Annotated in this window: 16 protein-coding genes; all 16 read left to right on the top strand. The window is 42.2% G+C overall.

Translation table 11 applies throughout. The features are described 5' to 3' along the window. Positions 1-137: 137 nt before the first annotated feature. Positions 138-2,057, top strand: a complete 1,920-nt coding sequence (locus tag JS40_RS15655) for a choice-of-anchor B family protein (protein WP_084677477.1) — start codon at positions 138-140, stop codon at positions 2,055-2,057. Between the two features lie 115 nt (positions 2,058-2,172). Then, positions 2,173-3,585, top strand: a complete 1,413-nt coding sequence (locus JS40_RS10015) for a choice-of-anchor B family protein (protein ID WP_034260234.1) — start codon at positions 2,173-2,175, stop codon at positions 3,583-3,585. 13 nt (positions 3,586-3,598) lie between these two features. Continuing rightward, on the top strand, positions 3,599-4,951 hold the full coding sequence (locus tag JS40_RS10010; protein ID WP_034260233.1) for a hypothetical protein: 1,353 nt from the start codon (positions 3,599-3,601) through the stop codon (positions 4,949-4,951). 26 nt (positions 4,952-4,977) lie between these two features. Then, entirely contained in the window at positions 4,978-5,751 is a 774-nt protein-coding gene (locus tag JS40_RS10005) for an MbnP family protein (protein ID WP_034260232.1), read from the top strand. Between the two features lie 12 nt (positions 5,752-5,763). Then, complete coding sequence (locus JS40_RS10000) at positions 5,764-6,831, top strand: cytochrome-c peroxidase (protein ID WP_034260231.1); 1,068 nt, start codon at positions 5,764-5,766, stop codon at positions 6,829-6,831. Between the two features lie 175 nt (positions 6,832-7,006). Continuing rightward, the gene (locus tag JS40_RS09995; protein WP_034260230.1) at positions 7,007-7,336 is read left to right on the top strand and encodes a HesB/IscA family protein; all 330 of its coding nucleotides are present in this window, start codon (positions 7,007-7,009) and stop codon (positions 7,334-7,336) included. Positions 7,337-7,356: 20 nt separating this feature from the next. Then, the gene (sufB, locus tag JS40_RS09990) at positions 7,357-8,805 is read left to right on the top strand and encodes a Fe-S cluster assembly protein SufB (RefSeq protein ID WP_034260229.1); all 1,449 of its coding nucleotides are present in this window, start codon (positions 7,357-7,359) and stop codon (positions 8,803-8,805) included. A 3-nt stretch (positions 8,806-8,808) separates the two neighbouring features. Continuing rightward, a complete protein-coding gene (locus tag JS40_RS09985; protein ID WP_152558168.1) occupies positions 8,809-9,240 on the top strand; it encodes a hypothetical protein in 432 nt (143 codons plus the stop codon). A 2-nt stretch (positions 9,241-9,242) separates the two neighbouring features. Next, positions 9,243-9,995: a Fe-S cluster assembly ATPase SufC gene (sufC, locus tag JS40_RS09980; RefSeq protein ID WP_034260227.1), complete on the top strand. Its 753-nt coding sequence runs from the start codon at positions 9,243-9,245 to the stop codon at positions 9,993-9,995. Positions 9,996-10,019: 24 nt separating this feature from the next. Beyond that, on the top strand, positions 10,020-11,336 hold the full coding sequence (gene sufD / locus JS40_RS09975) for a Fe-S cluster assembly protein SufD (RefSeq protein WP_034260226.1): 1,317 nt from the start codon (positions 10,020-10,022) through the stop codon (positions 11,334-11,336). A 16-nt stretch (positions 11,337-11,352) separates the two neighbouring features. Then, positions 11,353-12,570, top strand: a complete 1,218-nt coding sequence (locus tag JS40_RS09970; RefSeq protein ID WP_034260225.1) for an aminotransferase class V-fold PLP-dependent enzyme — start codon at positions 11,353-11,355, stop codon at positions 12,568-12,570. A gap of 10 nt (positions 12,571-12,580) precedes the next feature. Further along, positions 12,581-13,030: an META domain-containing protein gene (locus JS40_RS09965; protein WP_084677476.1), complete on the top strand. Its 450-nt coding sequence runs from the start codon at positions 12,581-12,583 to the stop codon at positions 13,028-13,030. Positions 13,031-13,032: 2 nt separating this feature from the next. After that, positions 13,033-13,458, top strand: a complete 426-nt coding sequence (locus JS40_RS09960; protein ID WP_034260223.1) for a SufE family protein — start codon at positions 13,033-13,035, stop codon at positions 13,456-13,458. Between the two features lie 3 nt (positions 13,459-13,461). After that, positions 13,462-13,788 carry an SUF system Fe-S cluster assembly protein gene (locus tag JS40_RS09955; protein ID WP_034260222.1) on the top strand — a complete coding sequence of 109 codons (327 nt, stop codon included), beginning with the start codon at positions 13,462-13,464 and terminating at the stop codon, positions 13,786-13,788. Beyond that, positions 13,788-14,300 carry a DUF2480 family protein gene (locus JS40_RS09950; protein ID WP_034260221.1) on the top strand — a complete coding sequence of 171 codons (513 nt, stop codon included), beginning with the start codon at positions 13,788-13,790 and terminating at the stop codon, positions 14,298-14,300. Before JS40_RS09955 ends, JS40_RS09950 begins: the two co-directional genes overlap by 1 nt. A gap of 100 nt (positions 14,301-14,400) precedes the next feature. After that, the gene (locus JS40_RS09945) at positions 14,401-15,294 is read left to right on the top strand and encodes a DUF3078 domain-containing protein (RefSeq protein ID WP_034260220.1); all 894 of its coding nucleotides are present in this window, start codon (positions 14,401-14,403) and stop codon (positions 15,292-15,294) included. Positions 15,295-15,347 lie beyond the last annotated feature (53 nt).

Genomic DNA, 15,347 nt, shown 5'->3' with positions numbered 1-15,347 from the left:
GTACAGTTTCACCTTTAAAAAACGATCAAAAAAGCCTGAATTCAATGGTCTAGTAAAATAATAGGGTGTTATTTTTTTTAAAGTAATGCAATTAGTAACTATATAAATTAGTAGTTTTACGTTCTTTACTATAGAAAATGAAGCAACTTTTACTCTTGGCTTTCGTACTATGCAGTACGGCAGCACTGGCCCAAACCCCGTGTATTGGCGGATTGGCGGGCTCATATCCTTGTAATGGATATGATTTACAATCGCACATCCCCTTATCAACAATGAACACTACAGGAGCCAATGATTCCTGGGGGTGGATTGATCCGAACAATAATGATGAATACGCTCTTGTTGGTCTGGAAGATGGAACGGCTTTTATTGACATCTCCAATCCAAATGCTCCTGTATATTTAGGGAAACTACCAACACAAACCAGCTCCAGCCAGTGGCGAGATATTAAGGTCTACAATAATTATGCTTTTATCGTAAGTGAAGCCTCGGGTCATGGAATACAGATCTTCGACCTTACTCGCCTTCGAAACGTGAGTAATCCGCCTGTCACCTTTACCGTCGATGCCCATTTTAACGGTTTCGGAAGTGCTCATAATATTGTTATTAATGAAGATACGGGCTACGCCTATGGGGTAGGGGCCGACACCTACGTAGGCTCACACTTTGTAAACATTCAAGATCCTTTGAATCCTATAGATGCCGGCGGGTTTAGCGGAGATGGGTATACCCACGATGCGCAAGTGGTTACGTATTCGGGCCCGGATGCCACCTACTTGGGACGCGAGATATTGATAAGCAGTAGTGGTTCAGATTCTGTTGTTTCTATTGTTGATGTTACCGACAAATCGAATCCGCAAAGTATCGCCACTATTTCATACAGCAATGTAGGTTATACCCACCAAGCTTGGTTCACTGAAGATCAGCGATATCTATTATTAGGAGATGAGTTTGACGAATCGGCTGTAGGTTTCAATACACGAACCATTGTTTTTGATCTTTTGGATCTGGACAATCCGGTAATGGATTTCGAATATTTTGGCCCCACTGCGGCAATCGATCATAATGGGTATGTGGTAGGGAACACCTACTTTCTTGCGAATTATTCTGCCGGAATGCGAGCCATAGACATAAGTGGCATAGGGTCCAACAGTATGAATGAGATTGGATTCTTTGACACCTACCCTTCCAATAACAACGCCAATTTTAGCGGTGCCTGGAATGTATATCCTTTCTTTAACAGCGGAAACATAATGATCTGCGATAGAAGCGGGGGATTTTTTTTGGTGAAATCCTCATCGCCGGACACGACCGATCCCGTTGCTGTGTGCCAGAACATCACCATCGCTCTGGATATAAACGGAGAAGCCGTTGTCAATCCTGCACTTGTGGATGGAGGTTCTTTTGACGACAGTGGTTTCTTTACCTTACAACTTAGTGAAAATACATTCGATTGTTCGCAAATAGGACCACAGGCTGTAACCCTTACAGTGACTGACCCTTCAGGAAATACAGACAGCTGTACGGCGACGATAACCGTGGTAGATGATCTCGCTCCTCAACTGGACTGTCTCTCGAATGCTACCGTAGGATATGATCCCGGAGCGGATTATTACACACTGCCGGATTATGCGCTTAACGGAGACATCACGGCAACTGACAATTGCGATGGCACTCCCAATATTGTGCAAACTCCTTCAGCCGGAACCCAATTAACGGAAGGAACCTACACTATCAATTTTGATTCGAGCGATTCCGCTGGCAACAGCAATAACTGTTCTTTTGTACTTACTGTACAGGAAATATTGACTGTCGATGATTTTTCTTTCGAACGTGGCATCACCATCTTTCCGAATCCCGCAGCAGAGACTATCACGGTTGGGTCGCAGCATATCCCCATTACCTCAATTAAAGTTTTTGATGTCACCGGAAAACAAGTGTATTCACAATATAACATGGGCACATTAAGTGAAACGGTCGCTATAGACTCTTTTTCAAAAGGTTTATACTTTATTACTTTAAATGGCTTGGTGACAAAGCGGCTTATAAAAAAATAATCAACATTGTAAATTATAAAATTTTTAACGACTAAGCGTAGTGAAATACACTATCTTATAAGAGTTTACGTTCGAAATAACGTATATTCGCTCAAATTTAACTCTCAAATACATCATGAAAAAATTAGTACTCCTTTTAATTTCCTTTTCAACAGCATTAACTTTTGGACAGATCCCGTGTAATGGTGGGGTTGCCGGTGGATTCCCTTGTGACGGATACGATCTGCAATCGACCATTTCTCTAGCTGAATTAAACGCTAGTGCAGGTAACGATTCTTGGGGTTGGACAGACCCGGATACCGGGAAGGAATATGCGTTGGTAGGATTAAACAATGGTACGGCGTTTATTGACATAACAGACCCTATTAATCCTATCTACCTAGGAAAATTACCAACACACACCAGTAACAGCACCTGGCGGGATGTTAAAGTGTACTCCAACCATGCTTTTGTGGTGAGTGAAGCGGGGGGTCATGGAATGCAGGTTTTTGACCTTACAAGACTACGCACCGTGTCAAACCCTCCCGTAACCTTCAGTGAAGACGCTCATTATGACGGATTTGGCAGGGCTCACAACATTGTAATTAATGAAGAAAGCGGTTATGCATATGCCGTAGGAACGTCGGGTTTTAATGGAGGTCCACACTTTGTAAATATTCAAAACCCTACAAACCCTGTTGGCGCAGGAGGATATAGCACGAATGGATATAGTCATGATGCGCAGGTAGTTACCTATAATGGTCCTGATTCAGACTATACAGGTCGTGAAATTTTAATTGGGAGCAACGAAGATGAGATCGCGATTGTCGATATCACCGATAAAAACAATCCGCAAGGCATCTCAACCATAAGCTATTCGAACGTAGCCTATACACACCAAGGCTGGTTTACCGAAGACCAGCGGTTTTTTATCGTAGGTGATGAATTGGATGAACTGAACATTGGTGGCTCCACCCGAACTATTATTTTCGATTTCAATGACCTTGACAACCCGGAATATCATTTTGAATACTTCGGAAATACCCCTGCCATAGATCACAACGGATATGTGAGAGGGAACAAATACTATTTGGCCAGTTACAGAGCAGGGATGCGTGTGATCGATATTTCGGATATAGAAAACAAGAATATAGTGGAAGAAGGTTTCTTCGATAGCTATCCAGAAGGAAATAGTGCAAGTTTTGACGGCGCATGGAACGTGTATCCATATTTTGCCAGCGGAAATATTGTTATTAGTGATATTGACCGTGGATTCTTCTTGGTAAGAGATCCTAATTTCTTAGGTGTTAATGACCAAGAATTTGCAGATTTCACAATGGTTCCCAATCCTGCAGATACTTATTTAACTATCTCAACCAATGAGACCCCTATCAATAACATTGAAATCTATAATCTTTTAGGGCAACATATCATCAACAAAGAAGTAAATAATACCGTATCAGAACGTTTAGATATCTCAGCGTTGCCTTCAGGTACGTACCTCATCACAATCAACGGAACCACTACGAAACGATTGCTTGTGAAGTAAACCCCCATACATCATGCTATTTAAAAAGAACCTACTACCTAGTTACCTCGCGCTAATTGCGATAAGTGTCTTCTATTCTTGTAATAAAGATGAAGGCCCTGCCGAACCAGATCCTACAGGATTCCTTGGTGAAATCGACTTCGTTAGAACCTATGGTGGATCTGGCGAAGACGACGCAACCTCTATGGTGATCGCAAACGATGGTAACTATGTGTTATTGGGCTATACCGACAGCAACGATGGAGACATCACAGATAAGACCGGGACAGATTTTGACTACTGGGTGACCAAAATAACTCCCGCCGGAGAATTACTTTGGAGTAAAACCTATGGGGGCTCCGATGATGATAAAGGCGCGAATATTTCTAAAACGTCTGACGGAGGCTACCTATTAAGTGGTTATAGTTCCAGTGCAGACGGCGATGTGTCTAACAATGCCGGATTTCAGGACTATTGGATCGTAAAAATAGACAGTCAGGGGACACTCATGTGGGACAAGAGCTATGGGTTTTCCGGTGTCGATCAGTCCTTTGATGCTTTTCAAACTAATGATGGCGGTTATTTTATCACCGGATTTTTAGATGTTACCGCCAGTGGCGGTCAGGGAAATGATGACGGAAGAAACCCCCAACACGGTGTTGGTGAATTCTGGGGAATAAGACTGGACGCAAACGGAAATACCATTTGGAGACGTTACTTTGGAGGAACAAACAACGACCGAAGCTATGGAGCAGTTCAAACAGCCGATGGCGGTTTCTTAATGACAGGGTCTTCAGAAAGTGATGATTTTGACATTACCGATAGTAAAGGTTCGTACGATTTCTGGGCTGTTAGATTAAACAGCGCCGGAGATAAATTATGGACAAAATCTTTTGGCGGAAGTGAAATCGATATAGGCTATGCCATGAGCCATTCGAACGACGGAAATTACATCATGGTAGGTGATACCCGAAGTTCTGACGGTGATGTGACGAATCCTTTAGGAAATGCCGATGCCTGGGCTGTCAAGTTCAATGATGCCGGGACCCTTATCTGGCAAAAAACGTATGGCGGATCCCAATTTGAGTCGGCACGAAGTATTGTCCCTATAAGCAACGGAAGATATGTGGTTGCCGCCTCTACCCGCAGCACAAATGGAGATCTTACGGCCAATGTGGGACTAAATGACGCGTGGACCTTTATTATTAACGAGCAGGGAGGAATCGATTTTCAAATGTCTGTAGGTGGCTCTAAACTGGATTTTGCCAATAAAGCTATGGAAACTGCCGATGGTAAATTGGTAGTTATTGGTAATTCTGAAAGTAGTGATGTTGATATCCCACAAAACCGCGGAAAGATTGACCTCCTATTTATCCAAATAAAATAATCTTATCTAATATTCAATTAAAAAAAATGAAAAACATTGCCCTCTTAACCTTGATCGTCTTGGTAGCTTTTGGCTGCAATAATGACGATGACGCGACTCCAACACCGGCAAGTGTCGATCTAAGATTCACTCACAATTGGGACGGAGATGCTATTGAGAATTCAGACTTCGATCAAATACAATACACCAATGCCCACGGTGAACAATTGAGTCTTTCAAAACTGGTTTATCTTATTTCTGATGTAACTTTCACAAATTCAAACGGAGTGGCTTTCGATGCAGGTGATTATAATCTAGTGAACGTGCGTGAACAGTCTAATCTTACCTTTACTCCCAATGTACAGATCCCGCCGGGCGATTATAACGTTACCTTTACTTTTGGTTTTGATGACGAAGACAATATAGACGGTGTGTATCAAGATCTTAACTCCGCAGACGGAGGATGGAATGTACCTATGATGCTAGGTGGCGGTTATCACTATATGCGCATGGAAGGAAAGTTTATCGACAACACATCTGCCGAAATTGGTTACGCATACCACACCATACGTGCGGCCGATACGAGTACGACACCGGTGACAACACAAGATACTTCTTTTGAAGTTGATCTTGGCACAGTATCTATTGGTAATGATACCGAGATTGAAGTGAAGATGAACGTGGCCGAATGGTATAAAAATCCCAATGAGTGGAACCTGAACGATCTGCACACCGTATTGATGCCTAACTTCATGGCTCAGATCATGATGTCTCAAAACGGAACTTCTGTCTTTAGTAGAGGCGCCGTGACACAAAATTAAAAAATCTTTACAATGCGCTTTTTAGCACTGTTCTTTATATCAATACTATGTTTCGCTTGCACCGAATCTGACGATACGGGACCTTCTTATGAGGCTACACCAAGTCCTTTGGAAATCCCACAGTTGTTTCGTGATAAGTTGATTCCTCCTGTCGTTCCTGCAGATAATCCGCAAACGGTTGAAGGAATTGCGCTAGGCAAAAAATTGTTTTTCGACCCTATTCTCTCTGCCGACAGGACTCAGGCGTGTGCCACGTGTCATAATCCGCAGAACGCCTTTTCAGACGAAAGACAATTCAGTATTGGTATCGATGGTATTGCAGGAAACCGCAACTCCATGCCAATATTCAATATGGCCTGGAACTTTAACGAGCAGTTTTTCTGGGACGGGAGAGCCACCTCTTTGGAAGCCCAGGCTTTAGAACCTGTCACAAACCCTATTGAGATGCACAACACCTGGGAAAATGCTTCTGCCAGTCTTTTGGCAGATGCAGAGTATCCCGAATTGTTCGAAGCGGCCTTCGGAACAAGAACCATAAACAGCGATCTGGCCACAAAGGCATTAGCGCAGTTCATGCGAACCCTGATCTCCGCAAATTCAAGGTTCGACCAGCATCTTTTAGGAACATTGGAGCTGACCCCTTCCGAAGCTAACGGACTCCAAGTATTCATGGACGAAAGCAGAGGGGATTGCTTTCACTGTCACGGCAACCCGAACAACCCGTTGTGGACCGATAATATCTTCCATAATAATGGTCTTGATGCCACTATTACCGATAAAGGAAGAGGAAACGTAACCGGCGACCCACGTGAATTTGGATTGTTTAAAACCCCTTCGCTTCGGAATTTGGCTTACACCGCACCGTACATGCATGACGGTAGGTTTGCGACTTTAGATGAGGTGATCGATCATTACAGTGAAGGACTTGTTTATTCTGAAACGATAGATCCACTTATGAAAACCGTGGCTGAAGGCGGCGTACAACTCACAGAACAAGACAAAGCCGACCTGAAAGCATTCTTACTTTCACTATCGGACCCGTCGTTTATAAATAACCCGGATTTTCGGGCTCCGGACTAATAATTAGATATATGTTACCACAACTCACAAATCCTTTTTCTAAGCGCTGAAAAAGGATTTGTTAATTATTAGCTAAATCTATAATAGTATAAGGCATATTTCGTAATGAACTATGGTTAAAACGGGCATTTACCGTATATTTGCACTCTAATTTAGAACAAATCTATATAAATAAATGATAAAAGTTAGTGAATCAGCTAAGTCCAGGATCTCACAATTAATGCGAGAGGATGGCTATGAAGTAGACAATGACTTTGTACGCGTAGGTGTAAAGAGTGGTGGTTGCTCCGGCTTATCGTATGAGCTTACTTTTGACAAAGCGTTGAGTGAGACCGATAAGCTTTTCGAGGACGCCCCGGTAAAGATCGTGGTCGATAAAAAAAGTTTTTTATACCTCGTAGGGACCACCTTGGAGTATAGCGGCGGCCTCAACGGAAAAGGATTTGTTTTTAACAACCCGAATGCCAACAGGACTTGCGGTTGTGGAGAAAGTTTCTCATTATAAAAATGTGCTGAAAAAGGAATATGGGTAAGTTTACTGAAGACGATTTAAAGAAAGAACTCGAAACCAAGGAGTACGAATACGGATTTTATACCGATATAGAATCTGAAACATTTCCTGTGGGGTTGAACGAGGAGATCGTTCGCGCCATTTCAATGAAGAAGGAAGAACCGGAATGGATGACCGAATGGCGTTTGGAAGCCTTCCGCTACTGGCAGGCCATGGTCGAACCGGATTGGGCAAATGTGACCTATGAAAAGCCTAATTTTCAGAATATATCATATTATTCTGCTCCCAATAAAAAACCTAAGTACGATAGCATAGACGAGGTAGATCCGGAATTACTGGAGACCTTTAAAAAGCTGGGGATCTCTCTTGAAGAGCAAAAGAAATTAGCAGGTGTGGCTGTCGATATCGTCATGGATTCGGTTTCGGTAGCAACAACTTTCAAAAAAACACTGGCTGAAAAAGGAATTATTTTCTGCTCTATTTCCGAAGCGATAAAAAAACATCCCGAATTAGTAAAGAAATATATTGGAACGGTGGTTCCGCAGCGAGACAATTTCTACGCTGCTTTAAATAGTGCCGTATTTAGTGATGGTTCTTTCTGCTACATTCCGAAAGGAGTGAAATGTCCCATGGAACTGTCTACTTATTTCAGAATTAATCAAGCAGGAACAGGGCAGTTTGAAAGAACCCTGGTCATTGCCGATAAAGGGAGCTATGTGAGTTATCTGGAAGGATGTACAGCGCCGAGTCGGGACGAGAATCAATTGCACGCCGCCGTTGTAGAACTGATCGCTTTGGAAGATGCCGAAATAAAATACTCAACCGTTCAAAACTGGTATCCCGGAAATAAAGAAGGAAAAGGCGGAGTGTACAATTTTGTGACCAAACGCGGAATTTGCGAAACCAATGCCAAGATCTCTTGGACACAGGTAGAGACAGGAAGTGCCATTACGTGGAAATACCCAAGTTGTATCTTAAAAGGGGATAATTCCATTGGAGAATTCTATTCCATTGCGGTGACGAACAATTTTCAGCAGGCAGATACCGGCACAAAAATGATCCATCTCGGCAAGAACACTAAAAGTACGATCATTTCTAAGGGGATCTCAGCCGGAAGATCGCAAAACAGCTACCGAGGTTTGGTTAAGATTAGTCCCAATGCCGACAATGCCAGAAACTTTTCTCAATGTGATTCTCTGTTAATGGGGAACAAATGCGGAGCTCATACTTTCCCGTATATAGAAACAAAGAATAAGACCGCACAAGTAGAGCATGAAGCGACAACCAGCAAGATCGGGGAAGACCAGATCTTCTATTGCAATCAACGTGGCATCGATACCGAAAAGGCCATAGCTCTTATTGTAAATGGATTTAGCAAAGAAGTGTTAAACAAGCTTCCCATGGAGTTTGCCGTGGAAGCACAAAAATTATTAGAAATAAGCCTGGAAGGCTCTGTTGGTTAACTTATGAAAATTATGAAAAAAATCATTTTTGTTATCGCCTTATCAACGGCGTTCATTTCTTGTAAGAATTCTGAAGAAAAGGCTCCTGCCGAAACTACCCCTGCGGTAGAAACTGAGTCTGTAATAGATAATGAAGGACGGCCTAATATTTTGTATAAGGGGGAGTTTATTTATTTAACTGATGGTGCCGTATTGAAAGGGGAGAACTTCATTTTTGGGGTGAAACTAAATGAAAAAGCCTTTGAACTCTCAAAAATGGTAGCCCCCATAAAAAAAGATGAATTTGATATGGTTCCCGTTGTCGTAAAAGGAAAAATGGGAAGAAAACCAGAAAATGAAGAAGGATGGGAACAGGTGTTGACCATTACCGAAATTGTTAGTGTTAGCGATACCCCTGCCACTCCTGATGTTAAAATAGAAGCAAAGAAAAACTAAATATGTTACACATTAATAATTTACACGCCGGTGTCGAGGGAAAAGATATTTTGAAGGGCATCAACCTGGAAGTAAAAGCCGGGGAAGTCCATGCGATCATGGGTCCCAATGGCTCCGGGAAGAGTACTCTGGCCTCTGTAATCGCCGGAAAGGAAGAGTTTGAGATGCACAAGGGTGCCATCACGCTAGAAGGTGAAGATATTTCAGAATTGGACCCGGAAGAACGTGCGCACAAAGGAATCTTCTTGTCATTCCAATATCCGGTAGAGATTCCGGGTGTGTCGGTCACTAATTTTATCAAGACTGCTATCAACGAAACACGTAAGGCTAAGGGACTCGAAGATATGCCTGCCGCCGAGATGCTAAAAATGATAAAAGAGAAGGCCGATATGTTGGAGATCGACCGTAAGTTCTTATCCCGGTCCTTGAACGAAGGATTTTCGGGAGGTGAAAAAAAACGTAATGAGATCTTTCAGCTGGCCATGATGGAGCCTAAACTTGCGATCCTGGACGAGACCGATTCGGGCTTGGACATCGACGCCCTTAAGGTTGTGGCCAATGGGGTCAACAAATTGAGAAGCCAAGAGAATGCCGTAGTGGTCATCACGCATTATCAGCGTTTATTGGATTATATCGTACCGGATTTTGTACACGTACTAATGGACGGCAAGATCGTGAAATCCGGCGGAAAAGAATTGGCCTACGAACTGGAAGAAAAAGGATACGACTGGATTAAAGAAGAAGTGAACGCCTAAGCGTACTATGAAGCAGCAAACACTATGAGTTTAAAAGACAAATTACTTTCCTCTTACCTCGCCTTCGAAGACAATTTGGAGCAGGACTCTCCTATTCATGATCTTAGAAATGAGGCTATTAAAATTTTCGAATCGAAAGGATTTCCATCGAAAAAAGAGGAAGCCTGGAAATACACTTCGCTTAACGCCTTGCTGAAGAGCGATTACAGTGTTTTTCCCAAGCAACTAGAGCGTTCTATTGAATTCAAGGAAGTTAAAAAATATTTCCTTCACGATCTCGATACCTATAAAATTGTATTCGTCGATGGTGTATACAGTTCGTTCCTTTCCGAAACGACACACGACAAGCTAGATGTGTGTTTGATGTCTTCGGCATTGAACAAAGCAAAATACAAACCCGTAGTTGAAGCGTATTTCAATAAAGCTGCCAAGCAAGAAAGCCTTACAGCACTCAATACTGCTTTTGCAAAAGAAGGAGCCTATATCCACATCCCGAAACATAAGGAGGTAGAGAAACCTATCGAGATCATTAATTTCTCAACAGGAAATGAAGCTGCCGTCTTCCTGCAGCCGCGTAATTTGATTGTTGTGGGCGAAAATGCCCATGTACAGATTATAGAACGACACCAAAGTCTTTCTGAAAATGAGGTTCTCACTAACTGTGTTACCGAAATCTTTGCTGAAAAACGTGCCCATGTAGACTACTATAAGATACAGAACAATGTGGCAACCGCCTCCCTTATAGATACAACCTATATTTCGCAGGAGCGTGACTCAGATTGTAACGTACATACGTTTTCATTTGGAGGCAAGCTCACACGTAACAATTTAAATTTCTATCAAGAAGGTGAACATTGTAATTCTACACTAAAGGGAATTACGATACTTGAAGACAATCAACATGTGGACCACAATACTTTGGTTCACCATATCGCACCCAATTGCGAAAGCCATCAAGATTATAAAGGAATATTTGGCGACGCTTCTACAGGCGTCTTTAACGGTAGAGTGATCGTTGAGAAGGATGCACAGAAAACAGATGCTTTTCAGCAAAACAATAACATCCTTATTGATGACAAAGCAACGATCAATGCAAAACCACAACTAGAGATTTTTGCAGACGATGTAAAGTGCTCGCATGGATGCACCATTGGCCAATTGGATGAAGAGGCAATGTTCTACATGCGTTCTCGAGGCATTGGTAAGAAAGAGGCCCGTGCCCTGCTTATGTATGCGTTTGCCAACAACGTATTGGAAAGTGTAAAAATACCGGAACTAAAACGACGCATCAACAAGCTTATTGCAAATAAGATTGGGGTAAGTTTGGGCTTCGAAATTTAACCCTAAAACCTCAGTTATGGCGTTGGACGTCCAGAAAATACGAGCCGATTTCCCCATCTTGAAGCGCCAAGTGAACGGGTACCCATTGGTCTATTTGGACAATGCAGCCACCTCTCAAAAACCTCAGATGGTTATTGATGCCATTGTAAACTATTATTCTCACTACAATGCCAACATTCACCGAGGCGTGCACAGCTTGTCTCAAGAAGCGACCGACGCATATGAGGCCGCGCGAAAAAAAATACAACAGCATTTTGGTATTCAGCATGCTCACGAAGTGATCTTCACGGCCGGTACGACTCATGGAATCAATTTAATAGCATCAGGATTTTCATCGCTCTTAAATAAAGGAGACGAAATCATTGTTTCGGCGTTAGAACATCATTCAAATATAGTCCCGTGGCAAATGCTATGCGAACGTACAGGAGCGACCTTGCAGGTGATCCCCATGAATGAGGATGGAACCCTTGCTATTTCTGATTACAGCAAGATCCTTTCAGAAAAGACCAAACTGGTATTTGTCAACCATATTTCAAATGCGCTGGGAACCATCAATCCAATCGAGATCATCATACAAAAAGCGCACGAAGTTGGTGCTGCCGTTCTAATTGATGGCGCACAGGCCTGCTCGCACGTTAAACCTGATTTTGCGGCGTTGGATGTTGATTTCTATGTAACCTCCGCACACAAAATGTGCGGCCCTACCGGTGTAGGCGTTCTTTACGGAAAGGAAACATGGCTTCGTAAATTACCTCCGTATCAAGGCGGTGGAGAAATGATAAAAGAGGTTTCTTTCGAAAAAACCACCTATGCCGATCTTCCACATAAATTTGAAGCGGGAACTCCAAACATTGCAGGAGGTATTGCGTTTGGCGCGGCAATTGATTATCTTAACAGTATTGGTTTTGATGCCATCGAAGCACATGAAAAATTTTTGCTGGAATACGCCACCAAGAAGCTTTTGGAAATCGAAGGTTTACGCATATACGGAACAGGCACAAAAAAGACCTCTGTGATCTCCTTCAATATTGAAGGCATACACCCGTACGATATTGGTACGATTGTAGATAAATTAGGAATCGCGGTACGCACCGGACACCATTGTGCGCAACCTATAATGGATTTTTATAAGATTCCCGGCACAGTGCGGGCATCTTTCGCTTTTTACAATACAAAAGAAGAAGTAGACCGGCTGGTAGCAGCTGTGTCGAAAGCAAAACAAATGCTCACATAAAAAAAAGAAAATGAAAACACTATCATTAGTAATCGCATTCGCCCTCTCATTCGCAATCATGGGGTGTGACGAAACAAAAAAAGTAATAGACGTGGCTGGAAATGTTCAACTTTCGGGGGTTTACAACATCACTTCGGTGGATGGGATCTCCGTTCCCGGAAATTCAGAAAAAAATGTATTTATTTCGTTCGCAGCCCTGGACAAGTCCGTTCGTGGAAACACAGGTTGTAATACATTCTTCGGAAATTACACCTTGGACCTCTATGCACTATCGTTTAAAGACATTGCTGTAACCGAAATGGCTTGTGAAAAACCAGTTATGGACATTGAACAAGGCGTATTAGCAGCACTCCGAAACACGGGTTCTTACGGTCTTCAGAATAACGTTCTTACTCTTTATTCCAAGAATGACCGAAGTGTACTTTTAACAGCACAAAAAGATACGAAAGAAGCGAATTAATTATGACTATTGAAGCCATACAAGAAGAATTGATCGATGAATTCGCCATGTTCGAGGACTGGATGCAAAAGTATGAATACATGATCGAGTTAGGCAAGACCCTGCCCCTTATCGACCCGTCTTTAAAGACGGAAGATAAGTTGATTAAGGGCTGTCAATCTAAAGTATGGTTGCATTCAGAATTGAAGGATGGAAAGATCGAATTCACTGCCGACAGCGATGCGATTATTACAAAAGGGATCGTAGCGATCTTGGTGCGAGTGTTTTCAAAACAATCCCCGGAGGCTATTTTAACAGCCGACACTTCCTTTATTGATGAAATAGGGCTAAAAGAACACCTATCCCCTACACGGGCCAATGGATTGGTATCCATGATCAAGCAAATGAAACTGGATGCTATCGCCTATCAAACCCAGCTAAATACTTAAACTATGGAAACAACACCTATTGATACTACAGAATTAGGAGAAAAGATCGTAAAGGTCTTAAAGACCATTTATGACCCTGAGATTCCTGTCGATATATATGAATTAGGCCTTATCTATGATGTGTTTGTCAATGAGGACGCCGAAGTTAAGATCTTAATGACCCTTACAACTCCAAACTGTCCTGTCGCCGAAACTCTTCCGGTTGAGGTAGAAGATAAAGTAAAGTCGATCAAGATGATAAAAGATGCCGAAGTTGAGATTACTTTCGACCCGCCTTGGACTCAGGACCTTATGAGTGAGGAAGCCAAATTAGAACTCGGAATGCTGTAATGGAGAAGGAAATAATAAATAGGGTCGCAAACAGCAAACTAATCACTATTGATCTCGAAGCATATTATCCCGCAGGAAACCGCATTCAAATAGATATCGCTCCGTGGTTATTGGAAGGTATCGTTTTAAAGGAAAATGACTTCCGAAACCATGTTTCAGAGCATAATTGGTCGCAATACAAAGATTGTTTTGTGGCCCTTTATTGCAGCACCGATGCGATCATTCCCGGTTGGGCGTACATGTTGCTTAGTATCGCTTTGGCTCCTTATGCCAAGAAGGTCACTGTAGGTTCTCTCGACATGCTGGAAACGGCTATCTTTTCAGAGATTGTTGGTGATCTTTCGGTTGAGGAATATAAAGATAAGCCGGTGATCATTAAAGGCTGTTCCCATAAGGCCATCCCTCCGGCTGCTTATACGCTTCTTGCTCAAAAGCTTCAGCCTATTGCAAAGAGCATTATGTATGGTGAGGCGTGTTCGTCTGTACCGCTTTTCAAGAAAAAGCGTCCTTAAATCGATTCTCTGCACGACGCTTAATAACATGCTATTTAGAGGCTATTTTATTTCAGAAAGTAAAAAGAAAAAGTATTTTTGTTTTACCAAAATCTAAACAATGAAAAAACTTACATGCTTGTTTCTCCTGTGTGTGCCAATATCACTTTTCGCTCAAGGAGCTGAAGAGAAAGAAGTTCCAAAGGATGGTTGGACAAAAGGAGGGAATATTTCATTACTGTTTAGCCAAGCGGCATTTAATGAAGAATGGACCGGCGGAGGCACATCAAACTATGCGGCCAATTTAAACCTGACGTATGACTTCAATTACAGAAAAGGACCATTAGTTTGGGATAATCGTATCATTGCAGATTACGGGGTGACAAAAACAAAGGAACAGGAGTTCACACGAAAAACAAACGATCGTTTAGAGTTGAACTCCGTTCTGGGGAAACAGATAAAAGAAACCAATTGGTACTACTCCTATTTTTTGAATTTTAAAACCCAGTTTACCTCCGGATACGAATACGGAGAAGATGTAAATGACAATGAAATACGTACCGAAACCACTAAGTTCTTATCCCCCGGATACCTTCAAACAGGTCCGGGACTTCTATGGAAGAAAAACGATGATCTTAGCGTGAACATATCTCCCGCTACTGCCAAACTAATCTTTGTAGATAATGCCTTTACAAGTTTACCGGGTTATGAAGACGGCGATTACTTTGGTGTGGATATGGGAGAGTCCACCCGTTTTGAGTTTGGTGCCTCTATAAACGGATATGCTAAATTTGACATAATGAAGAATGTAACTGTGGAGAATATTCTTAACTTGTATTCAAATTATTTGGAGGACCCCCAGAATATTGATATTGATTACACCCTTAATCTAATTATGGCCGTCAACAAATTTATTACCGCCAATGCAACATTTCAAGCAATATATGACGACAACGCGGTACAGGCATTTCAGATCAGGGAAGCACTGGGAATAGGTGTAACCTATGGTTTTTAACTTCAAAAAAATTGAATGAGCAGTAGCGCTATATGAACCGATCGATGTTTTTA

This window comes from Altibacter lentus, assembly GCF_000746845.1.
Classification (GTDB): domain Bacteria; phylum Bacteroidota; class Bacteroidia; order Flavobacteriales; family Flavobacteriaceae; genus Altibacter; species Altibacter lentus.
The sequence above is the reverse complement of the archived record's forward strand: the minus strand, read 5'-3'. Positions and strand labels throughout refer to the sequence as shown.

Coding starts and splice junctions, on each gene's coding strand:
- JS40_RS15655 (WP_084677477.1), top strand. CDS start 138: ATGAAGCAACTTTTACTCTTGGCTTTCGTACTATGCAGTACGGCAGCA.
- JS40_RS09985 (WP_152558168.1), top strand. CDS start 8,809: ATGAAAATTATGAAAAAAATCATTTTTGTTATCGCCTTATCAACGGCG.
- sufB (WP_034260229.1), top strand. CDS start 7,357: ATGGGTAAGTTTACTGAAGACGATTTAAAGAAAGAACTCGAAACCAAG.
- JS40_RS09960 (WP_034260223.1), top strand. CDS start 13,033: ATGACTATTGAAGCCATACAAGAAGAATTGATCGATGAATTCGCCATG.
- JS40_RS09965 (WP_084677476.1), top strand. CDS start 12,581: ATGAAAACACTATCATTAGTAATCGCATTCGCCCTCTCATTCGCAATC.
- JS40_RS10010 (WP_034260233.1), top strand. CDS start 3,599: ATGCTATTTAAAAAGAACCTACTACCTAGTTACCTCGCGCTAATTGCG.
- JS40_RS10015 (WP_034260234.1), top strand. CDS start 2,173: ATGAAAAAATTAGTACTCCTTTTAATTTCCTTTTCAACAGCATTAACT.
- JS40_RS09970 (WP_034260225.1), top strand. CDS start 11,353: ATGGCGTTGGACGTCCAGAAAATACGAGCCGATTTCCCCATCTTGAAG.
- JS40_RS09955 (WP_034260222.1), top strand. CDS start 13,462: ATGGAAACAACACCTATTGATACTACAGAATTAGGAGAAAAGATCGTA.
- sufD (WP_034260226.1), top strand. CDS start 10,020: ATGAGTTTAAAAGACAAATTACTTTCCTCTTACCTCGCCTTCGAAGAC.
- sufC (WP_034260227.1), top strand. CDS start 9,243: ATGTTACACATTAATAATTTACACGCCGGTGTCGAGGGAAAAGATATT.
- JS40_RS09945 (WP_034260220.1), top strand. CDS start 14,401: ATGAAAAAACTTACATGCTTGTTTCTCCTGTGTGTGCCAATATCACTT.
- JS40_RS09950 (WP_034260221.1), top strand. CDS start 13,788: ATGGAGAAGGAAATAATAAATAGGGTCGCAAACAGCAAACTAATCACT.
- JS40_RS10005 (WP_034260232.1), top strand. CDS start 4,978: ATGAAAAACATTGCCCTCTTAACCTTGATCGTCTTGGTAGCTTTTGGC.
- JS40_RS09995 (WP_034260230.1), top strand. CDS start 7,007: ATGATAAAAGTTAGTGAATCAGCTAAGTCCAGGATCTCACAATTAATG.
- JS40_RS10000 (WP_034260231.1), top strand. CDS start 5,764: ATGCGCTTTTTAGCACTGTTCTTTATATCAATACTATGTTTCGCTTGC.